The organism is Geodermatophilus amargosae (assembly GCF_900116515.1).
Lineage (GTDB): Bacteria > Actinomycetota > Actinomycetes > Mycobacteriales > Geodermatophilaceae > Geodermatophilus > Geodermatophilus amargosae.
Map to the genome: position 1 here is coordinate 25,401 of NZ_FPBA01000001.1, position 20,222 is coordinate 45,622.

A 20,222-nucleotide genomic window follows, 5' to 3' on the forward strand; every position below is an offset into this window, starting at 1 on the left:
CCACCCCCTCCAGGTCCGGACCGGTCGCCGGGGCGACCGCGGGTCGGTGCGGGGGCGGCTCCGCGCGGGGGGCCGTCCTCGTCTGTCATCCAGTCACCCGACGGCGGCGGTGGCAAGCCCTCCGCGGACGCGCACCGCGCCGTCGTCCGGTGTTCGCGGGAGGATCCCCCGGTGGTTTCCCCCCGCGACCGCGACGCCGGGGGGCGGGCCCGCAACGCCCGTCCCCGCGACGCCCTCGGCCGACCGCTGCCGCACGGCGCCGCCGGGGAGGAGCGGGCACCGGAGGGGGTGCCGCGCACGCCGGACGAGGCGCTCACCGAGGCGCAGCGGCTGCTCGACGCCGGCCGCCCGTTCCACGCCCACGAGGTGCTCGAGGACGCCTGGAAGGCCGCGCCCGAGGAGGAGCGGCAGCTGTGGCGGGGGCTGGCGCAGCTCGCCGTCGGCCTGACCCACGCCGCTCGGGGCAACGACCGCGGCGCCGCCCGGCTGGTCGAGCGGGGCGCGGGCAACGTGGCGCCCTACGCGGCGGCACCGCCGCACGGGGTCGACGTCGCCGGGCTGGTGGAGTGGGCGCGCCGGCCGGTCGCCGCCGACCGGCCGTTCCTGCTGCGCGCGCGCCTGGCCCGGCCAGCTGACCCCGGGCAGACTCGGCACGGGAGGTCCCCATGAGGAGCTACGAGGCGACGGTCCGGATCGACGCGAGCCCGGAGGAGGTCTGGCGCGACCTCGTCGACGTCGGCTCCTGGCGCGACTGGGACTCCGGCGTCGACCGGGTCGAGGGCCGCGTCGCGCTGGGGGAGCGGCTGACGCTCTACGCCACGATGATCCGCAGCCGCCCGTTCGTCGTGACCGTCACCGAGCTCCGGCCTCGGGAGGCGATGCGCTGGCGCGGCGGGCTGCCGCTCGGACTGGCGGTCATCGAGCGCACCTACCAGCTCGACGCGCAGGACGACGGCGGCACGGTGCTCACCGTCCGCGAGGACCAGACCGGCCCGCTGGCCTGGGTGACCGAGCGCTCGACGCCGGACCTCAACCCGTCGTTCCGCCAGTTCTGCGCCGGGGTCAAGGCCCGCGCCGAGGGCCGGTCCCGCGCGTCGGGCTGAGTCAGCGGTAGCGGCCGAGCAGGGCGCGGGCCCGGTCGGCGAAGGGCGCGAAGCCGAAGGCGTCGCACACCTCCAGCGCACGCCGCAGCTCCGCCTCCGCACCGGGCCGGCCGAGCAGCCCGAGCACGCCGCCGCGGTAGAGGGCGGTCGGCCCGAGGACCGTCGTGCCGGCCCACAGCACCACCACGGTGTCCCCGTAGCCCTCCAGGGCCGGCAGCAGCGGCGCGGCCAGGTCGCGGTCGCCGAGCTCCAGGGCGGTGTCGGCGAGCAGCACGGTCTGCACCGGCTCCCGCGCACCGTGCGCCGGGAGGGTGAGCCACCGCTCGACGACGGCCTGCGCCTGCTCGCGCCGGCCGGCCTGGGCGTGCGCCAGGGCCAGGATCGCCAGCCAGCTGGCGTCGACGGTCGCGGCGAGGTCGACGATCTCGGGCACCAGGGAGCCCATCCGCCGCTCGTGCCAGGCGGCGATGCCCTCGATCGTCTGCCGGGACATCCGGGTGACGTCGGCGGCGGCCGGGGAGGTGGTCGGGGCCTCGCGGACGGCGGCGTCGGCCAGCCAGCGCGCCTCGACGGCGTCCCCGCGGGCCAGCGCCATCCCCGCGGACCACCAGGCGTCCAGCTGCAGCAGGTCGCCGTCGCCGCGGCGGGTGGCCAGCTCGGTGAACCGGCGGGAGACCGCCGCCGCCTCGTCGGCCTGCACCGTCTCGGTGAGCGCGCAGCGCAGCAGGTGCAGCGCGGTGGCCTCGGCGGCGGGGTCGCCGGCCGACTCGCGCAGCAGCGCCCGGGCCAGCTCCACCCGGCGGGCGGCGTGCGTGGGCGTCCAGTCGGCCACGAACCGGGCGACCCGGGCCCGCGGCCGCGCGGCCGGGACGCTCCCCGCCGCGGCCAGCGCGCGGTCGGCGAGCTCGCGGCGCCCGCCTCGCCCGCGGAGGCGCGCTGCACCGCCAGCGCGGCCAGCACCGCGGACGCCAGCTCGGGCGGCAGCGCGTCGGCGCCCGCGGCGGCCTCCTCCAGCAGCGCGACGTCGGTGGCCGCCGGCGCGCCGACCGAGGCCCAGTAGCCGCCGAGCCCGCCGCCGGCCGAGGCGACGGCGGCCCGGGCCAGCCGGGCGGGGTCGCCGAGGTCGCGGGCCAGGTCCGCCGACGCGCGCAGCGCCGCGCCGCTCTCCTCGAGCAGGCCCAGCCTCCGCAGCGCCCGGCCGCGTACCAGGTGCAGGTCGGCGGCCAGCGCCTCCTCCCCGGGCGGCACGTGCCCCAGCCCGCGGTCGGCGAGCGCGCCGGCCTCGTCGACACCGGCCCGGTCGAGCGCCTCGCGGGCGGCCCGCAGGCAGGCCCGCGCGGCCGCCGGGTCGGGCCCGCCAGCCGCGGCCTCGCTGCGGTGCACGGCGATGGCGCCGGCCGCGGTCGCCGCCGCCGGGCCGGCCGCCAGGACGTCGGCCACCCGGCCGTGCACGCGCGCCCGCTCGACCGGGCCCAGGTCGGCCAGCAGCACCTCGCGGACCAGGTCGTGCGCCACCCGCACCCGGCCCGGGGACGTCTCGACCAGCAGCCCCGCGCCCAGCGCCGTCGTCACCCCGCCGTCGTCGCCGGGCGCGACGGCGGCCAGCAGGCCGACCGGCACGTCCCGGCCGGCGACCGCGGCCGCGGCGAGCACGTCCCGCGCGGACGCGGGCAGGCCCGCCAGACGCAGCCGGACGACGTCGCGGACCCCGGCCGGCACTCCCTCCCCGGCCGACGGCGGCAGCGCGGCCAGCTCGGTGACGAAGAACGGGTTGCCGCCGGTGCGCTCGGCCAGCGTGGCGGCGACCGCGCCGCTGCGCGGGCCGCTGCGCAGCTCCGCGACCAGGTCGGCGACCTCGCCGGCCGCCAGCCCGGCCAGCCGCAGCCGGCGCGCGCCCGGCAGCCGGGCGGCCAGCCCGAGCACCCGGGTGAGCGCCGGGTCGCCGGTGGCCTCCTCGCGGCAGGTCGCCGCCAGCAGCAGCCGGCTGCCGTCCAGCTGGGAGAGGACCACCTCGAGCACGTGCAGCGAGTCGCCGTCGGCCCACTGCAGGTCGTCGAGGACGACGAGCAGCGGCCGCTCGGCGGCGAGGGCGTGCAGCCGGCGGGCGGTGTCCAGGCCGAGGGCGAACCGGGCGCCGGTGTCGGCGCCGAGCGCCGCCTCGGGCAGCCCGCCGAGCACCTGCTGCCACGGCCAGTACGGCGGCGCGCCGCCGATCTCGGCGCAGCGGCCCCAGCGGACGGCGGCCCCGGCGCGGGCGGCGAACGCCTCGACCAGCCGGGTCTTGCCGATGCCCGGCTCCCCGGTGACGACGACCGCGGTGCCGCGGCCGGCGCCCGCCGCCGCCCAGGCGCCCGCCAGCGCGGCCAGCTCCTCCGGCCGGCCCACGAAGCCGTCGCCGGCCGGTGCGGGGACGGGTGCCGACGCGGGCGCCGGGGTGCGTGCCGGGGTGGCCAGCGCGGCGTCCTGGCGCAGCACGGCGGCCTCGAGGTCGCGCAGCTCGGCCGAGGGGTCCAGGCCCAGCTCGTCGGCGACCCGCTCGCGGGTGCGGCGCAGCACGTCGAGCGCGTCGGCCTGGCGGCCGGCCCGGTACAGCGCCCGTGCCAGCAGCGCGGCGGTGTGCTCGCGCAGCGGGGCGACGGCGGCGGCCGCGGTGAGGTCGGGGACGAGCTCGGCGCCGGCCCCCAGCGCCAGCCGCGCCCCGGCCAGCCGCTCGACGGCGACCAGCCGCAGCTCCTCCAGCCGCGCGACCACCGGGACGACGTCCCCAACGTCGGCGACGTCGGCGTAGGGCCGGTCCTGCCAGCGGGCCAGCGCCTCGGTCAGCAGCCGGGCGGCCGCGCCGTCGTCCGCGGCCGCGCCGGCGGTGACCAGGTCGGCGAAGGCGTGCGCGTCGACGGCGGTGCGCGGCAGGACCAGGGCGTAGCCGTCGCCGCGGGTCACCAGGACGGCGGCGTCGCGGGCCCCGCGGCCCGGGTCGAGGAGCCGGCGCAGGCGGCTGACGTGGCCCTGCAGCGTCGTCGTCGCCGTGGCCGGCGGGGCGCCGCGCCAGAGGCGGTCGGCCAGCGCGGCGGCCGGCACCGGACGGCCCTCGGCGGCGGCCAGCAACGCCAGGACCTCGGCGGGCCGGCGCCCGCCGAGGTCCAGGTCGACGCCGTCGCGCAGCAACCGCGTCGGCCCGAGCACGTCCAGCCGCAGGTCCACGGCGACGGAGGGTAGGTGCTCGGCACGCCCCCGGGGGTCAGCCGACCACCGTGCCGCCATCGGGTGACCGGCGCAGGGGTGCGATCCGCCACCAGGCGAGCGCGGTGAGCAGCAGCGTCCCGGCGCCCATGACGCCGGTCTCCGTGGAGAACCACTCGGTGGGCCCGCTGTCGGCGGTCAGCGGCGCGAGCACGTGGTAGAGCAGCGCGTTGAGCACCGCGTGCGCCAGCACGCCCGGCCAGATCCCCCAGCGCAGCTGCATCGAGGCGAGCACGGCGCCCAGCGAGGTGGTGCCCACGGTGAGGAACAGCAGCGCGAAGGGCACCGGGACGCCGGCGGGCGAGCCGCCGAGGAAGAGCACCAGCGGCCAGTGGAACAGCGACCAGGCCAGCCCGCTGACCAGGACGACGGTGCGCGGGCCGGCGACCTCGGCGAGGCGCTGCACCAGGAGGCCGCGCCAGCCGACGTCCTCGGCGAGCGCGAGGGCGACGTAGGGCAGGACCAGCACGGTGAGCCCCAGCGCGACCGTCGGCGTGAGCCCGTCGGAGGCGAAGCCGGCCAGCCCGGTGGCCCACAGCAGCCCCCCGGCGGCCAGGGTCGGCAGCAGGCCCCAGAGCCAGGCGGTCCCGAGGCTGCGCCACGACGTCCGGCGGAAGCCCCAGCCGGGCCGGCGCAGGGTCCCCGCGGTGACCAGCCGGGCCAGGACCGCGGCCAGCAGCGGGATCAGCGCCTGGCCGAACAGCAGCGCCTGCTCCAGCGGCGGCGCCTGGTCGACGTGCGCGACGTCGGCGTCGGCCGCGGCCGCGAGCGAGGTGGTGACGGTGAGCAGGCCGGCGGTCGTACCGAGGAAGACGGCGACCTCCCGCCACGGCGACGGGCGGACCGCGGGTGCGGCCGGCGGGGCGGACAGGGACGGGGTGGCGGTCATGGCGGGCGGCTCCTGGCGGGATGCGGTCTCGGACGGCGCCCACCGTCGGGGCCGGGCCTGGTCGGCCGCTGGTCGACCACTGGCGCGGCGGCGACCAGCGGCCCACCAGCGCGCGGGCGCACGGTGCGGGACATGGAGCCGCTGGACCCCGTCCCCCCGCCCGGCCGCCCCGCCGCCGAGGCGGTGACGGTCCCGCCGGGCACCCCGGCGCGCCGCCTGGTCGCCCGCGGTGCCGACGTCGTGCTGGTGGTGGTGGCCGGCTGCCCGCTCGTGGCGCTCGGTGCCGCGCCCGCGCAGCCGCGGCCGCCGGGCTCGTCGGTCGTCTGCCCCCGGGGCGTGCCGTGGTCGGTGGCCGGGGCCGACGCCGAGGCGCGGCTGGTCGTCGTCGCCGTGCCGGCCGGGCCGCAGTCGACACTGGCCACGCTGCTGGGGCTGCCCCCGCTCGACGGCGCCGCGCTCGTGGCGGCGGCGGCCGACGGCGGGCTGGAGGTCGTGCTGGAGCCGATCGCCGGCACCTGAGCGCGGCGCGGGCCCGGCGGTGACACGATCGTCGTGTGACCAGTGACACAGCTGCGGACCCCACCGCCCTGGGCGAGCCGACCGGCATCCCGCGCGGGCCGGTCACCTCGGCGTCCTACTCGATCACCGTCCGGCTCTCCGCCGACGGCGACCCGGCGAGCATCGGCCGGATCGCGACCGCGGTGGGCTCGGCCGGCGGCGCGGTGACCGCCATCGACGTCGTCGAGTCCCGGCCCGACGGGCTGACCGTCGACGTCACCTGCTCGGCCGCCGACGCCCCGCACTCCGACGAGGTGGTCGACGCGCTGCGCGCCGTCCCCGGCGTGGCCGTGCGCAAGGTCAGCGACCGCACCTTCCTGCTGCACCTGGGCGGCAAGCTCGAGGTCGCCTCGAAGGTGCCGCTCAAGACCCGCGACGACCTGTCGATGGCCTACACGCCCGGCGTGGCCCGGGTCTGCCTGGCGCTGGCCGAGCACCCCGAGGACGTGCGCCGGCTGACGATCAAGGGCAACACCGTCGCCGTCGTCACCGACGGGTCGGCCGTCCTCGGCCTGGGCGACCTCGGGCCGGGCGCGGCGTTGCCGGTGATGGAGGGCAAGGCCGCGCTGTTCAAGCGGTTCGCCGACATCGACGCCTGGCCGATCTGCCTGGACACCCAGGACGTCGACGAGATCGTGCGCACCGTGGAGCTCATCGCGCCCGGCTTCGGCGGCATCAACCTCGAGGACATCGCCGCGCCGCGGTGCTTCGAGATCGAGGCGCGGCTGCGCGAGCGGCTCGACGTGCCGGTCTTCCACGACGACCAGCACGGGACGGCGATCGTGGCGCTGGCGGCCCTGCGCAACGCCCTGCGCGTGGTGGACAAGCAGCTCCCCGACGTGCGGATCGTCGTCGCCGGGGCCGGTGCGGCGGGGACGGCGATCGTGCACCTGCTCCTGGAGGCCGGGGCGGGGCAGGTGCTCGTGTGGGACCGCGAGGGCATCCTCTCGCCCGACGACGAGCGGCTCTCCCCGGCCAAGGCCGACCTGGCGCGGCGCACCAACACCGCGTGCGTGCGCGGCGAGCTGCCCGACGCGCTGGTCGGCGCCGACGTCTTCATCGGGGTCAGTGCCGGCAACGTGCTGCCCGTCGAGGCGCTCGCGGCCATGGCCGACGACGCGGTGGTCTTCCCGATGGCCAACCCGACGCCGGAGGTCGACCCGGTGCGCGCCCGGCAGCACGCCGCCGTCGTCGCCTCGGGCCGGTCGGACCTGCCCAACCAGATCAACAACGTGCTGGCCTTCCCCGGGGTCTTCCGGGGGCTGCTCGACGCCCGCGCCCGCGAGATCAGCGACGGGATGCTGCTGGCGGCGGCCGAGGCGCTGGCCGCGATCGTCCGCGACGACCAGCTCAACGCCAACTACATCATCCCGAGCGTCTTCGACCCCGCCGTCACGCAGGCGGTGGCCGCGGCGGTCGCCGAGCAGGCGCGGGCCGAGCCCGGCGCCACGGCGGAGGTCACCGACCGGACCAGCCTCGGCGGCTGAATCCCGGGGTGGGCGTGGGTAGGCTCCCGTGCCCACCCCGGACGGTCAGTCCAGGGAGCAGTCGTACGGCCCGGGCCCGGGAGGTGCCGGGGCGGTCCCAGCGAGCGCCCAGGCGAAGAGGTACGCCAGCGCGTCGACGTCGCAGTCGGACAGGACCGGGTCGCCGAGGTCGGGCCAGCCGTACCCCATGAGGTCGGTGCTCTCCAGCAGGTTGGTGGCATGGCCCAGACCCAGGGCGTGGCCGAGCTCGTGCAGGGTCACCCAGCCCAGGTACTCGGGGTCGTAGGGGTCGATGCCCAGGCTCGGCGGGAGGTCCGAGCGGACGATGATGTTGGGGCACCGGCCGGCGCCGCAGATCGCGTAGCCGCCGAACACGACGCCGCCCGCGGTCGGCACGTAGTGGACGAGGATGTCCACGCCGCGGCGCCCGGGCTGCGTGCCGGTCACGTCCGTGAGCGTGATCAGCCCGTCGAAGCAGTCCTCGAGCACCGCGCTCCAGGTGCCGATCGCGTCGTGGATGGCAGTCAGCTGCTCGTCGGTGGCCCGCGGGTGCGCCTGGACGGCGACGGTGAGGTCCGTGTGGTCCCACCAGTAGCGGGTCGGCCAGAAGTCGTTGAGGACCACGAGGCCCTCGGCGTCCGACTCCGGCAGGGTGCAATCGAGGTGCGACCGTGCCGACGCGGTGGGTGCCACGACCAGCGACAGCAGGAGCACGAGCAGGGTGAGCGGCACGGCTGCGAGGTGTCGTCGGGACATCGGGTCCTCCCCGGGTGGGACGTGTCCGGATCGCCGGGTGGACCGCGTTCGGACCTGGCGGCCCCTCGGTGCGACGACGATAGGTGACCCGGGTCACATCGGGGCGGTCTGTCGTCGCGCCCCTCGATCGGATGGCGGGGCACGCCGGGGACGACGGCGGGCGGCTGCGGCGGGGATCATGGCCGCGTGCCCGAGTTGCCCGAGGTGGAGGCGCTGGCGGCGTTCCTCCGGGAGAACGCCGTCGGCCGGGTGGTCGCGCGCGCCGACCTGACCGCCCTGCAGGCGATCAAGACCTTCGACCCGCCGCTGTCGGCGCTGGCTGGCCTCGAGGTCACCGGCACCGCGCGGCACGGCAAGTTCCTCGACCTCGACGTCTCGGGCCTGCACCTCGTCGTCCACCTGGCCCGCGCCGGGTGGCTGCACTGGCGCACCGGCCTGCCCGCCGCCCCGCCCAAGCCGGGCAAGGGCCCGCTGGCACTGCGCGTGCACCTCGACCCCCTCGACACCGACCCGCCCGCCCCGGGCTTCGACCTCACCGAGCAGGGGACCCGCAAGAGCCTGGCCGTCTACCTGGTGCACTCGCCGTCGGAGGTGCCCGGCATCGGCCGGCTCGGCCCCGACGCGCTGGTCGTCGACCGCGAGCAGTTCGCCGCGCTGCTGGCCGGCCGGCACGGGCAGGTCAAGGGCGCGCTGACCGACCAGACGGTGCTCGCCGGCATCGGCAACGCCTACTCCGACGAGATCCTGCACACCGCGCGGCTGTCGCCGTTCAAGATGGCCGACAAGCTCACCGACGACGAGCTCGTCCGCCTCTACGACGCGATGCGGGCCACGCTCACCGACGCGCTCGACCGTCAGGTGGGGCAGAAGGCGGCGACGCTCAAGGGCGAGAAGCGGTCGGGCCTGCAGGTGCACGCCCGCACCGGCCTGCCGTGCCCGGTGTGCGGCGACACGGTGCGCGAGGTCAGCTTCGCCGACACCTCCCTGCAGTACTGCCCGACCTGCCAGACCGGCGGCAAGCCGCTGGCCGACCGGCGGATGAGCAAGCTGCTGCGCTGAGAGCGGTCCCAGCCCGCCGAGGGGGTCCGCCGGCGCGGATGCCGTGGTACGACGGCTCCGTGGCCGAGCGTCCGTCCCGGTCGGTGACCCTGGAGCACGTGGCCCTGGCCGCGGGCGTCTCCCGGGCCACGGTGGCCGGGGCGGCGGCCACCGTCGCGCACCTGCTGCGCCCGGGACGCCGCCGGATCGCGATGGTCGCCGGTCCGCCGTGGCTGCCGTGCGCCGAGCGCCCCGTCGCGGCCTTCCGCGCGGCCGTCGCGGCCGGCGGGGCTGCCGGTGCGGACGGTGGCCGGGGACGTCGACGCGCGGGCGGGGGAGGCCGGTGCGGAGGAGGTCCTCACGCGCTGGCCCGACACCGACGCGATCGTGGCGAGCTGCGACGACGTCGCCCTCGGCGCCCTGGCGGTCCTGCGCCGGCACGGCCGGCAGGTCCCCGGCGACGTCGCGGTCGCCGGCTTCGACGACGTCCCCGTCACCGAGGTCACGGAGCTGACCACGGCGACGCACCCGGTGGAGCAGATCGCCGCGGCGGCGGTCCGCGCCGCCCTCGATCCCGCTCCGGTGGAGGAGACGGTCTTCCCCTCCGAGCTGGTGGTCCGCCCCAGCGCCTGACCGTCAGTCGGGCAGCAGGTACCCCAGCCGGGACAGCAGCCGCGTGAGCACGGCGCTGCCCACGCCGGCGTCGTCGTCGGGCTGCGGGGTGTCGGCAGCCGACCCGACGACGCTCCACCAGTCCTCCAGGGGCGGCGGTGCCAGGACGTCGACCCGCTGGCCCGGCCGCGGCACCAGGACCTCCACCCCGGAGCGCCCGGCGGCGGCCAGCAGCCGCTGCACCGGCTCGGCCCAGCGGTGGAACGCCAGGTTGAACGTGGCCCAGTGCACCGGCAGCAGCGCCCGGCCGCCGAGGTCGCCGTGCGCGCGGACCGCCTCCTCGGGGTCCATGTGGATGTGCTTCCACGCCTCGTTGTAGGCGCCGATCGGCATGAGCGTGAGGTCGAAGGGACCCAGTCGGGCACCGATGCCGGCGAACGCCGGGGTGTAGCCGGTGTCGCCGCCGAAGAAGACGCGGTGCCGGGGACCGGCCACCACCCACGAGGACCACAGCGTGGTGTCGCGGGTCAGGTAGCGCCCGGAGAAGTGCCGCGCCTCGGTGCAGGTGATCATCAGCTCGCCGACCGTCGTCGCGCCGTCCCAGTCCAGCTCGACGACCCGCTCCTCCGGCACGCCCCAGTGGCGCAGGTGCACGCCCACACCCAGCGGGACCACGAACGGCGCATCCTGCTGCTCCACCAGCGCCCGCACGGTGGGCAGGTCGAGGTGGTCGTAGTGGTCGTGCGAGATCAGGATCGCGTCGACCCGCGGCAGCGACTCGACCGGCGCGGGGGGCTCGTGCAGCCGGGTCGGCCCGAAGACCGGCGACGGCGAGACGCGGAACCCCCACACCGGGTCGACCAGCACGCGGGCGCCGTCGACCTCGAGCAGCGCGCTGGAGTGCCCGAACCAGGTGACGGCGAGCTCGCCGGCCTCGGCCGGGACCTCGGGGCGGACCAGCGGCACCGGACGGGCCGGGAGCCCGACGTGCCGGTCGTCGTGCCACTGCCGCAGCAGGCCGCGGCGGGCGTTGGGCGGCGGCAGCGACGGCGTCGCGAGGGTGTTGCGGAACCGCCCCTCCGACCACTGCGGCGAGCCGGCCACGGTCGGGCGGATCTCCCGCCGTCCGGCGCCGATGGCCGTGGGCAGCCCCCAGGCGGCGCGGGCGAGGAAGCCCACGGGCAGGGTGAGGGCGGCAGCGGTCAGGGCGGTGCGACGGCGGGACGGCACGACGTCCATGCTCCCAGCCCGGCGCGGGCGGGCGCCGCGACCCGCGTCACCCACCGCGGCCTGGCACCGTCCTGTACCGGGGCGTACGTCGCCGGGCGGTGCGCCCGGACCACGAGGAGGCGCGATGTCGCAGGAGCGCGGGCCGGTCCCGAAGCCGGCCGGCGGGACCGGGCCGGACGACGAGGGCGGGGACCCGGCGTGCTGGCTGGCGCGGGTGTGCCCGGCGTGCGGCCGGCTCGCGGACGAGGACCCGACGACCCGCTGCGCCGCGTGCGGCGAGGAGCTGCCCGCCGGCTGACGACGGTGGTGGGCGGGCCTCGGCCCGCGGTGCCCGTCCTCACCCCGTGCGGCGAGGACGGGCACCGCGAGGTGACGACGGTGGCGGCGCGCCCCTCAGCCGGCCGCGGTGAAGTCGGCGAGCGCGCGGCGCAGGGCCACGCCGAGGCGGTCGGAGCGCACGTGCAGCTCGTCGCGCATCGACAGCGGCAGTCCCGTGCTGGCCAGCCGTGCCTGCAGCTCGAGGTCCTCGGCGAGCACCCGCTCCTCGACGGCCACCTCGGCGGCGACCACCTCCGGCCCGGGCAGCGGCTCGCCGGGAGGCGCCGCCAGCAGCAGGCAGGTGTAGATCCGCGTCGAGTCGGCGTCCTCGGGCTGCAGCAGGAACAGGATCGTCGTCGCCGCGCCCGTGTCGAGGGAGTCCAGCCGCAGCCGGAGCTGGAACGGCGCCCGGTAGACGTAGGTAGCCCGGCGCCGCCGACGCAGGGGCCGCTCCCCGGCGCCCGGGTCCGTCGGGTCGTCGGACCACTGCTCCTGCACGCCGGTGAACCCGCCGGGGTCCGGCGCCACGTCGTAGGCGGGCACCTCGACCTCGTCGGCCGCGCCGGACGTGGCCGCGTGCACGAACGGGGAGTGCGCGACGTCGAGGAAGGCATCGGCCAGCGGCCCGGCCGGCCCGGCCGAGCGGGCCGGCGGCAGCCAGCCGCGGACGAAGCGCCGGTCGCCGTCCTCGGGCAGCTCCAGGGCGACGTCGCGCGGCTGCGCCGGTGCCAGCCAGAGGACGCCGAACCGCTCGCGCACGCCCCAGGCCGGCGGGTCGGCCACCAGGCCGTCGGGGCCGCGGGACAGCGACCACGTCCGGCCCAGCAGCCGTACCTGCAGCCACCCGCCGGGACGCAGCTCGCGGGAGAGGGCGACCGGGTGCCAGGCGTGCTCCAGCGACGGGTCGAGGTTGCCGAACACCGGACCCGGGGGCGGCCCGGGAGCGGGCGCCGGCTCGGGCACCGGCTCGGCCGCGGGAGCCGGCGGCGCGACGACGTCGGTGCGCTCGGGCGCCAGCCAGATCCAGCCGTGCCGCTCCTCGACGGCCCACGGCACCGGCAGGTCCGCGCGCGGCGGCGCGCTGCCGCCGGGACCGAGCGAGGGGACGTCCACGCAGCGGCCCTCGGCGTCGAACCGCCACCCGTGGTACGGGCACTGCAGCCGGCCCTGCACCACACGGGCCGCTGCCAGCGGGACCAGCCGGTGCGGGCAGCGGGCCGGGAAGGCGCTGATCTCGCCGCCGGGACGCAGCCGGACGACGACGTACGCCTGCCCTCCGGCGCCCACCGGCACCGGCGTCGTCCCGACCTCGGCGGCGCGCGCCACCGGGAACCAACCCGTCGACCGAGCGGTCGACGTCCGTGCCGTCGCGGTCATGCCCCATTGCAGCGTTCCCGCGCTACCGCGGCGTTACGGCCGCCAGAAGCTCAGGTCACGGCTCGGCACCGAAAACTTCGGTGGTTTCCGACTCAACGGTCCCCGACCTACAGTGAGCGCGCTCACAGCCCAGTCGACGAGGGAGACACCGTGACCGAACCCGCCGAACGGCGGTTGCTGACGCCGGAGGAGTACCGGCAGGCACAGGACTCGCCGGAGTTCACCGAGCTGCGCAGGCGCTTCCGGCGCTTCGCCTTCCCGATGACCGTGGCCTTCCTGGCCTGGTACCTGCTCTACGTCCTGCTCTCGACGTACGCGCCGGACTTCATGTCCACCCGGGTCTTCGGCAACGTCAACCTCGGCATCCTGCTGGGGCTGGCCCAGTTCGTGTCGACGTTCGTGATCACGCACCTGTACGTCTCGCACGCGAACCGCAGGACCGACCCGATCGCCGACGAGATGCGCGAGCGGCTCGAGAGCCACCAGTACGCCCACGGCACCGGCCAGAGCGGTCCCGACCTCGGCAAGAAGGGGGCCACGCGTGCCTGAGAACGTGCTCGCTGCCGATGCCACCATCGGCAGCCCGGCCGTCAACATCTCGATCTTCGGTGCGTTCGTGCTGGTCACCCTGGTGATCACCTTCCGGGCCAGCCGCAACAACAAGAGCGCCGCCGACTACTACGCGGCCGGCCGCAACATCAGCGGCACCCAGAACGGCCTGGCCATCGCCGGCGACTACCTGTCGGCGGCCTCGTTCCTCGGCATCGCCGGGGCGATCGCCGTCTACGGCTACGACGGCTTCCTGTACTCGATCGGCTTCCTCGTGGCCTGGCTCGTGGCGCTGCTGCTGGTGGCCGAGCTGATGCGCAACACCGCGCGGTACACGATGGCCGACGTCCTCGCGTTCCGGATGCGGCAGGGCCCGGTGCGCACCGCGGCCGCCATCTCCACGCTCGCGGTCTCGCTGTTCTACCTGCTGGCCCAGATGGCCGGCGCCGGCGGCCTGGTCACCCTGCTGCTCGGGGTCACCGGTGAGGCCGCGCAGGCGCTCGTCGTGGTCCTGGTCGGCGCGCTGATGATCATCTACGTGCTGGTCGGCGGCATGCGCGGCACCACGTACGTGCAGATCATCAAGGCCACGCTGCTCATCGCCGGCGCGCTGGTGATGACCCTGTGGGTGCTGACCAAGTTCGGCTTCAACCTGTCCTCGCTGCTCGGTGACGCGCAGGCGCTGGCGGTCGAGGGTCGCGACGTCACCGCACCCGGTGCGCAGTACGGCGCCTCGAGCACCTCGAAGCTCGACTTCGTGTCGCTGGGCCTGGCGCTGGTGCTCGGGACGGCGGGCCTGCCGCACGTGCTCATGCGCTTCTACACGGTGCCGACGGCGAAGGACGCCCGTCGCTCCGTGGTCTGGGCGATCTGGCTGATCGGCATCTTCTACCTGTTCAGCCTGGTCATCGGCTACGGCGCCGGTGCGCTCGTCGGCCCGGAGCGGATCCTCGGTGCACCCGGGGCGGTCAACTCCGCCGCGCCGCTGCTGGCCTTCGAGCTGGGCGGGACCATCCTGCTGGGCATCATCGCCGGCGTCGCGTTCGCGACGATCCTCGCGGTGGTGGCGGGCCTGACGATCACCGCGTCGGCGTCCTTCGCCCACGACGTCTACGCATCGGTGATCAAGAAGGGCCAGGTGTCGCCGAACGGTGAGGTGCGGGTCGCCCGCATCACCGCCGTGGTCATCGGCGCCATCTCGATCGGCCTCGGCATCCTGGCGCTGCAGGCCGGCCTGAACATCGCCTTCCTGGTGGCGCTGGCCTTCGCCGTCGCGGCGTCGGCCAACCTGCCGACCATCCTCTACACGCTGTTCTGGAAGCGGTTCACCACCCAGGGCGCGCTGTGGTCGATGTACGGCGGGCTGATCACCTGCCTGGTGCTGATCGTCTTCTCGCCGGTCGTGTCGGGTGCGCCGGTCAACCCGGCCACCGGGCTGTCCCCGTCGTTGTTCCAGGACGTGGACTTCTCCTGGTTCCCGCTGAACAACCCGGGGATCATCTCCATCCCGCTGTCGTTCTTCCTCGGCTGGCTGGGCACGATCCTGTCCAAGGAGAAGCCGGACCTCGACAAGAACGCCGAGCTCGAGGTGCGGTCGCTCACCGGGATCGGTGCGGAGAAGGCCGTCCAGCACTGACGAAGGACCCCCTGGCCCCCACGCCCCGCTCCGCTCGGCGCGGGACCCTGCCAGAGGGCCGGTCAGCACGTCACCAGAGGCGCGCGTCCCCGTCGGGGGCGCGCGCCTCGCGCGTTCAGGCGGCCCGGACGGCGGGCGCGGCCTCGGGGAGGACGGTGTCGGGCAGGACGGCGTCGACGGTCACGACGGCGGCCGCGGTCGAGGGGACGGTGCGGCGGGATCGGCGGACCGCCCAGCGGGTGAACAGGGCGGCGAGGACGACCAGGCCGGCCAGCGCCTCGCGGGTCGAGCCGGTGGCGGCACTGGCGACGGCGACGGCGAGCGCCGCGGCGTAGACCACCGTCACGGCGACGGCGGGGGTGGGCAGGTGCACGGGGACCTCCGGGGACTGCCGGTCGTTCGGGGTGCGCCCGCCGGGCCGGCGGCCGGGCTGCGAGGGCTCGGCCACCGGCACGGCGACGGCGCGGGGAGCAGTGGGTCAGCGACTCACTTGAGCAGGTCCTTGGCCTTCTGCAGCATCGTGTGGGCCTCGGTCTGCGGGGTGCTGTAGAGCCGCGGGTCGCCCGGGGGCAGCGTCGGGGCGTCGGCGGTGGCCTCGATCGCCGCGGCGCGGAACTCGCTGCGACCGTCGATCGAGGGACCGGAGGCCCAGCGGCCGTTGGCGGCCTCGGGACCGTCGGAGGCCTGGATGAAGGTGTAGCCCAGGTCGCCGACCTCCTCGTCGAGCGGGAAGGCCTCGGGCACGGGCAGCCCCTCCAGGCCGTCCTCCTTGAGCTGCTCGATCGCGGCCAGCCACTGCTGCTGGTGCATGTGGTCACGGGTGATCAGGAACCGCAGCATGTCCTTGACGCCCGGGTCGTCGGTCATGTTGTAGATGCGGGCGACCTGCAGCCGGCCCTGCATCTCGGCCGTGGCGTTGTAGTGGAAGTCGGCCATGAGGTTGCCGGAGGCCGTCACGTACGCGCCGGTCCACGGGTTGCCCATGGCGTCCATGTACGAGGCGCCCTGGCCGTTGGCGATGAGGTGCTGGGGGTTGTGCTGCCCGTAGCCGGCGGCGGCCTCCTTGCTGCGGTCGGCGGCGTCGGGCTTGAGCGGCGCGTGGTCGAGCAGCCGGTCGATCATCGTGATGATCATCTCGACGTGGGCCAGCTCCTCGGTGCCGATCGAGAGGAGCATGTCCTTGTACTTGCCGGGCAGCCGGCAGTTCCAGCCCTGCAGCAGGTACTGGGTGGCGACGGTCATCTCGCCCCACTGACCGCCGAGGATCTCCTGCATCTTGCGGGCGAAGTCCGGGTCGGGACCGTCGGGCTTGGCCTCGTACTGCAGGGCGTGGGTGTGCGTGAACACGGGTTCTCCCTCGATGGCGCTTGCGTCGTCGTGTCGCCGCCGCTGCGGTGACACAGGAGATCTGCCCGCGCCGGGTGGCCCGCCCGTGCCGTCCCGTGGCCCCCCGGTGCCATGTCATCCGTCGGCCTACCGGCCGACACCGCGGCCAGGTGCCCTCCCGCACCTGCGCTGAGCCGCTCCCGGTCCTCGTCGCGGAGGCCTCCGGCCCCCACTCCTCGACCCGCCCCGCAGGGCGACTCACCCCAGCGGCCAGGTGCCCTCTTGCACCTGCGCTGAGCCCACGCCGGCCACCGTCGCGGCGGCCCCGCTCCTCGACCCGCCCCGCCGGGCGGCTCACCCCAGGCTGTCCTCACCGGTCCGGGAGCTGGACGCAGAGGGTGAGGCCGGCCGCGGAGGTGGCCCACACGACCGTGCCGCCGAGGTCCCGGGCGTGCCGCTGCACCGACCACAGGCCCAGGCCGGTGAGGTCGACCGGCGGCGCGTCGTGGCGGAGGTACTGCACGACCCGCTCAGGGTGGGCCACGTCCTGCGTCAGCGCGAGCCGGACGCAGTCCCCCCGGCAGGTCACGGTGAGCAGCACGGGAGCGCCGTCGCCGTGCCGGTGCGCGTTCTCCAGCAGGTTGGTGAGGATCCGCTGCACGCGGGCGTCGCCGACGGTCACGTCGGCGGCGCAGTCCTGCACGCCGACGGTCAGCTGGCGCGGCGGCAGCCCGGAGGCGGCCACCGAGGCACGGACGACGTCGTCGAGCAGCCGGCCGCCGGGTGCCCGCCGCGTGGCCCCGCCGGAGGCGTCGGCGGTGCGCAGCATCGAGGACAGGTGGGCGGTCTGCGCGCGGGCGAGGTCCAGCAGCTCGTCGTGCTGGGCGGGCGCCCGGTCCAGCGAGCGCAGCAGCGCCTCCAGGGAGGCCAGCGGGCTCTTCATGTCGTGGCACATCGCCCGCAGCAGCGCGCTGTCGGGTGTGGGCGGGACCTCGGGTTCGGGAGCGGGGCGGCGGACCGCGCGGGTCACGTGGTCGCGCACCACGCGGGCGAGGTCGGGGAGCAGCCAGCCGGAACCGGACCGGGCGGTACGGGGTGTGTCGGGGGCCAGGGTCACGGGCACCTCCGGGGTGCGTCGGGCCTGTTCCGCCGGGCGCAACGGGCCGGGTGAGGAGGGTCGTGGGGTCGACCGACGCCGGGGCTGAGCGTCAGACGCACGTGGACGTGGTCGTCGTCGACGACCACCCGTTGTTCAGCCGGGGGCTGTCGCTGCTGCTCCCGGGGGTCAGCGAGGGACGGGTGCGCGTGGTCGCCACCACCGACGATGCCTCCGCGGCGGCCGCGCTGGTGCGCCGGCACCACGCCGACGTCGCCGTCGTGGACCTGCACATGCCGCCGCCGGGCGGCGTGCGGGCGATCGCGGCGATCCGCCGGGCCGACCCGGTGGTCCGCGTGGTCGCGCTGTCCGGGCTCGCCGAGGCCGACGCGGCGCTGGAGGCGCTGCGGGCCGGGGCGGCCGGCTTCCTGCCCAAGACCGCCGACCCCGAGTCGCTGGTCCGCCCGCTGCTGGCGGTGCTCGACGGCTGGTCGGTGGTCCCCGAGGCGCTGCTGCGCCAGCTGCTCGACGACGCCGCGCCGACCGGTGAGCAGACGATCGCCGACCGGCTGACCAGCGACGAGCGCCGGCTGTGGCGGCTGGTGGCCGACGGCACGAGCACCGTCGACATCGCCACCACGCTGCACGTGTCCGAGCGGACGGCGAAGCGGCTGGTGGCCTCGCTGCTGCGCAGCCTCGGGGTGAGCACCCGCGTCGAGGCGGCCGCGCTCGCCGGCCGCGCCGGGCTCCGCAAGGGGACCGGCGGACTGAGCTGAGCGGGTCTCCCGCGGAGCAGCCGTCATCGAACCGCGGGCTACCCGGGCCCGTGATCGACACGCGCCGGTATCGGTGAACTGGCCCCGACGGGCCACCGACCGGCCGGGGACGCGGCGCGGCCCGCCCGGGCCGGGCCGTCGGGCCTCAGCCGCCGTGCCTCAGCCGGGGAGGTCGGTCGGCGGGGCGGTGGCCCACGGCCCGGAGGCCGCTCCGGTGAACGCCGCGACGTCGCCGGCGGCCATGTCGACCGCCGCGTAACCGCCGTTGCCCGCGCCGACGCAGGCGACGACGGTGGCCAGGCCCGCGCGCCGCTGGAAGAACGTCTGCCGCACCTGCCAGCCGACGACGGCGCGACGCTGCAGCACCGCCTGCTCGCGCACCAGCAGCCCGCTGCGCACGCTGAACGACCGCGGCCCGGTGGCGTGGCCGAGCGCGGCGTAGCGGCCCAGGCCGAGCGGGACGCCGAGCACGGTGAGCACGATCCCGGTGGCCAGCAGGCCCCAGAACCCGGTGAGGCCGGTCAGCACCGCGCCGGCCGCGATGACCAGCAGCCCGCTGCCGACCGCGCGCACCAGCGCCCGCCGCCGCGCGGCCGGCGGGTGCGGTGCCAGGGGGCCCGGGTCGTCGACGAGCACGCCGAGCAGCCGCACCGCCTCGGTCCGGGGGCCGAGCGGGAACAGCTGGCCGCGCCGGTTGGCCGCGCCCAGGCCGGTGACCAGCGCGTTGACCCGGGCGGCGCGCACCAGCCGCATGCCCAGCCCCTCGGCGAGGGTGCCGCCGCGGACCCGGTCGACCTCGAGCTCGGTGTGCCGCCGGGTCAGCAGCCCGCGGACGGCGACCAGCGAGCCCCCGCGCCGCACCAGCCGGAACCCCCAGTTGACGACCGCGGCCCCGGTCACGGCGCCGAGGACGAGCAGCAGCAGCGCCGCGACCGCGGTGACGACCAGCACGCGGACGTCGGTGAGGTCGGGGCCGTCGAGGTCGGGCCGCAGGTCCCGGGGCAGCTCCTGCAGCAGCCGTGACAGCGCGCCGACCGCTGCGAGCGGCACCGCGAGGTAGCTGCCCACCAGCGGCGCGTACAGCAGCCAGCGGCGGTCGAAGCGTGCCAGTTCCTCCTCGCCCGGCTCCTCCGGCGGCGGGGCGGACGGGTCCGTCCCGGCGGGCACGGGCGCGGTGCGGCGGTGGGTGAGCACCGAGGCGCGCAGCCGGTCGCCCTCGGCCCGCGGGACGCCGTCGACGACGACCTCCTCGTCCCCGCCGGTCAGAGTCCCGGCCGCGGCGTCGATGCGGACCCGGACCAGGCCGAACAGCCGGTGCAGCGCGGGCGCCTCCACCTCGACGCCGCGGATGCGGTCGTTGGGCACGGTGCGCACCGAGCGGGCCAGCAGGCCGCGGGTGAGGACCACCGACGAGGCGGTGTCGAGGTAGGTGGACCGCCACCACGACAGCGCGGCGAACAGCAGTGACAGCGCCGTCACCGCGGCCACCAGCGCGACGACGACGCCCACGCCGTCGACACCCACCGCGGCGACGACGGGGATCGCGGCGGGCACGACCTGCCGGGCCTGCCGGAAGGTGACCGTGTGCACCACCACGACGAGGGGCGAGGTGCGGCGGGCCGCGGTCAGCTCCGGCGTCTCCTGGCCCGCCTCCGTCACCTCACCCCCCGTCACGTGGCCTCGTCCCGGACCTGCTCCGCGCGGCGGGCGAGGTCGTCGGCCACCCGCTCCGCGACGCCGAGCTCCAGGTGCGGCACCCGGACGGTGCCCTGCGACGACGCGGTCAGCACCGCGACGCTGGCCAGCCCGTAGAGCTGCTGCAGCACGCCGCGGGTGACGTCGACGGTCTGGATCCGCGCGACCGGCACCAGCGTCCAGGTGCGGGTCAGCCAGCCGGTGAGGGCGTGCACGGTGTCCGCGGTGACCTCCCAGCGGTGCACCCGGTAGCGGATCCACGGGCGGATGCCGATCGCCACGACCGCGTAGACGACGACCAGCGCCGGCAGCAGCCACCGCAGCACCGGGACCGGGCCGCCCGTCGACGCGGGCATCGCGATCACGAACACCGCCACCAGGACGCCGTAGACCAGCGTGCCGAGGACCCCCTGGGTGACCCACAGCCAGATGGCCGAGCGCGACAGCGGCCAGGCCGGCTCGCGGACCGGGGGTGCGGGAGGAGCGGACATCACGGCCCATCCTCCCAGCCCGTCGGGGACCTGCCCCCGGTGCGC

At 76.7% G+C, this 20,222-nt stretch carries 20 protein-coding genes and 1 pseudogene; 10 read left to right on the forward strand and 11 right to left on the reverse strand.

Annotated elements, in window-relative coordinates:
* Positions 1 to 171: 171 nt before the first annotated feature.
* Both BM414_RS00145 and BM414_RS28935 read left to right on the forward strand, forming a co-directional pair.
* Positions 172 to 669 (forward strand): DUF309 domain-containing protein, encoded by a 498-nt coding sequence (locus BM414_RS00145; protein WP_093577451.1) that lies wholly within the window; start codon positions 172 to 174, stop codon positions 667 to 669.
* On the forward strand, positions 666 to 1,103 hold the full coding sequence (locus BM414_RS28935; RefSeq protein ID WP_175551346.1) for an SRPBCC domain-containing protein: 438 nt from the start codon (positions 666 to 668) through the stop codon (positions 1,101 to 1,103). Before BM414_RS00145 ends, BM414_RS28935 begins: the two co-directional genes overlap by 4 nt.
* Position 1,104: 1 nt before the next feature.
* Here BM414_RS28935 and BM414_RS28940 read toward each other — a convergent pair whose 3' ends face one another.
* The 3 genes and pseudogenes from BM414_RS28940 to BM414_RS00155 all read right to left on the reverse strand — a co-directional run bounded on the left by BM414_RS28940 (position 1,105) and on the right by BM414_RS00155 (position 5,232).
* Positions 1,105 to 1,935 (reverse strand): hypothetical protein, encoded by an 831-nt coding sequence (locus BM414_RS28940; protein WP_175551347.1) that lies wholly within the window; start codon positions 1,933 to 1,935, stop codon positions 1,105 to 1,107.
* A 1,202-nt stretch (positions 1,936 to 3,137) separates the two neighbouring features.
* Positions 3,138 to 4,364: pseudogene (locus tag BM414_RS31685) on the reverse strand (AfsR/SARP family transcriptional regulator); the annotation flags it as partial.
* Complete coding sequence (locus tag BM414_RS00155; protein ID WP_093577453.1) at positions 4,342 to 5,232, reverse strand: CPBP family intramembrane glutamic endopeptidase; 891 nt, start codon at positions 5,230 to 5,232, stop codon at positions 4,342 to 4,344. The gene BM414_RS00155 and the pseudogene BM414_RS31685, both read right to left, overlap by 23 nt.
* Before the next feature lie 132 nt (positions 5,233 to 5,364).
* On the opposite strand from BM414_RS00155, the gene BM414_RS00160 reads away from it, so the two are divergent.
* Positions 5,365 to 5,751 (forward strand): hypothetical protein, encoded by a 387-nt coding sequence (locus BM414_RS00160; protein WP_093577454.1) that lies wholly within the window; start codon positions 5,365 to 5,367, stop codon positions 5,749 to 5,751.
* A gap of 35 nt (positions 5,752 to 5,786) precedes the next feature.
* Entirely contained in the window at positions 5,787 to 7,277 is a 1,491-nt protein-coding gene (locus BM414_RS00165; RefSeq protein ID WP_217644430.1) for an NAD-dependent malic enzyme, read from the forward strand.
* 45 nt (positions 7,278 to 7,322) lie between these two features.
* Here BM414_RS00165 and BM414_RS00170 read toward each other — a convergent pair whose 3' ends face one another.
* A complete protein-coding gene (locus BM414_RS00170; RefSeq protein WP_139245661.1) occupies positions 7,323 to 8,033 on the reverse strand; it encodes a zinc metalloprotease in 711 nt (236 codons plus the stop codon).
* 186 nt (positions 8,034 to 8,219) lie between these two features.
* On the opposite strand from BM414_RS00170, the gene BM414_RS00175 reads away from it, so the two are divergent.
* Both BM414_RS00175 and BM414_RS00180 read left to right on the forward strand, forming a co-directional pair.
* Positions 8,220 to 9,092, forward strand: a complete 873-nt coding sequence (locus BM414_RS00175) for an Fpg/Nei family DNA glycosylase (protein ID WP_093577456.1) — start codon at positions 8,220 to 8,222, stop codon at positions 9,090 to 9,092.
* 276 nt (positions 9,093 to 9,368) lie between these two features.
* Positions 9,369 to 9,704 carry a substrate-binding domain-containing protein gene (locus tag BM414_RS00180; RefSeq protein ID WP_281246696.1) on the forward strand — a complete coding sequence of 112 codons (336 nt, stop codon included), beginning with the start codon at positions 9,369 to 9,371 and terminating at the stop codon, positions 9,702 to 9,704.
* 3 nt (positions 9,705 to 9,707) lie between these two features.
* Here the strand turns inward: BM414_RS00180 and BM414_RS00185 are convergent, their stop codons facing one another.
* The gene (locus BM414_RS00185) at positions 9,708 to 10,922 is read right to left on the reverse strand and encodes an MBL fold metallo-hydrolase (protein WP_093577458.1); all 1,215 of its coding nucleotides are present in this window, start codon (positions 10,920 to 10,922) and stop codon (positions 9,708 to 9,710) included.
* Between the two features lie 115 nt (positions 10,923 to 11,037).
* On the opposite strand from BM414_RS00185, the gene BM414_RS28960 reads away from it, so the two are divergent.
* Positions 11,038 to 11,211 (forward strand): hypothetical protein, encoded by a 174-nt coding sequence (locus BM414_RS28960; RefSeq protein ID WP_175551349.1) that lies wholly within the window; start codon positions 11,038 to 11,040, stop codon positions 11,209 to 11,211.
* A gap of 95 nt (positions 11,212 to 11,306) precedes the next feature.
* Here the strand turns inward: BM414_RS28960 and BM414_RS00190 are convergent, their stop codons facing one another.
* The gene (locus BM414_RS00190) at positions 11,307 to 12,608 is read right to left on the reverse strand and encodes a Rieske 2Fe-2S domain-containing protein (protein WP_093577459.1); all 1,302 of its coding nucleotides are present in this window, start codon (positions 12,606 to 12,608) and stop codon (positions 11,307 to 11,309) included.
* 150 nt (positions 12,609 to 12,758) lie between these two features.
* On the opposite strand from BM414_RS00190, the gene BM414_RS00195 reads away from it, so the two are divergent.
* Together BM414_RS00195 and BM414_RS00200 are read left to right on the forward strand one after the other, a co-directional pair.
* On the forward strand, positions 12,759 to 13,157 hold the full coding sequence (locus BM414_RS00195) for a DUF485 domain-containing protein (protein ID WP_093577460.1): 399 nt from the start codon (positions 12,759 to 12,761) through the stop codon (positions 13,155 to 13,157).
* The gene (locus BM414_RS00200; RefSeq protein WP_175551350.1) at positions 13,150 to 14,793 is read left to right on the forward strand and encodes a solute symporter family protein; all 1,644 of its coding nucleotides are present in this window, start codon (positions 13,150 to 13,152) and stop codon (positions 14,791 to 14,793) included. The genes BM414_RS00195 and BM414_RS00200 overlap by 8 nt, the downstream gene beginning before the upstream one ends.
* A 115-nt stretch (positions 14,794 to 14,908) precedes the next feature.
* Here BM414_RS00200 and BM414_RS00205 read toward each other — a convergent pair whose 3' ends face one another.
* The 3 genes from BM414_RS00205 to BM414_RS00215 all read right to left on the reverse strand — a co-directional run bounded on the left by BM414_RS00205 (position 14,909) and on the right by BM414_RS00215 (position 17,236).
* Positions 14,909 to 15,241 carry a hypothetical protein gene (locus tag BM414_RS00205; RefSeq protein WP_139245662.1) on the reverse strand — a complete coding sequence of 111 codons (333 nt, stop codon included), beginning with the start codon at positions 15,239 to 15,241 and terminating at the stop codon, positions 14,909 to 14,911.
* A 38-nt stretch (positions 15,242 to 15,279) separates the two neighbouring features.
* On the reverse strand, positions 15,280 to 16,140 hold the full coding sequence (locus tag BM414_RS00210) for a manganese catalase (protein ID WP_093577462.1): 861 nt from the start codon (positions 16,138 to 16,140) through the stop codon (positions 15,280 to 15,282).
* A 349-nt stretch (positions 16,141 to 16,489) separates the two neighbouring features.
* Positions 16,490 to 17,236 (reverse strand): sensor histidine kinase, encoded by a 747-nt coding sequence (locus BM414_RS00215; RefSeq protein WP_093577463.1) that lies wholly within the window; start codon positions 17,234 to 17,236, stop codon positions 16,490 to 16,492.
* Positions 17,237 to 17,298: 62 nt separating this feature from the next.
* Between BM414_RS00215 and BM414_RS00220 the strand changes: the two genes are divergently transcribed.
* Positions 17,299 to 17,991 carry a response regulator gene (locus tag BM414_RS00220; RefSeq protein ID WP_245784348.1) on the forward strand — a complete coding sequence of 231 codons (693 nt, stop codon included), beginning with the start codon at positions 17,299 to 17,301 and terminating at the stop codon, positions 17,989 to 17,991.
* A 159-nt stretch (positions 17,992 to 18,150) separates the two neighbouring features.
* Here BM414_RS00220 and BM414_RS00225 read toward each other — a convergent pair whose 3' ends face one another.
* Both BM414_RS00225 and BM414_RS00230 read right to left on the reverse strand, forming a co-directional pair.
* Positions 18,151 to 19,665 (reverse strand): PH domain-containing protein, encoded by a 1,515-nt coding sequence (locus BM414_RS00225; protein ID WP_245784349.1) that lies wholly within the window; start codon positions 19,663 to 19,665, stop codon positions 18,151 to 18,153.
* Positions 19,662 to 20,177 (reverse strand): PH domain-containing protein, encoded by a 516-nt coding sequence (locus BM414_RS00230; RefSeq protein WP_093577833.1) that lies wholly within the window; start codon positions 20,175 to 20,177, stop codon positions 19,662 to 19,664. Before BM414_RS00230 ends, BM414_RS00225 begins: the two co-directional genes overlap by 4 nt.
* Positions 20,178 to 20,222 lie beyond the last annotated feature (45 nt).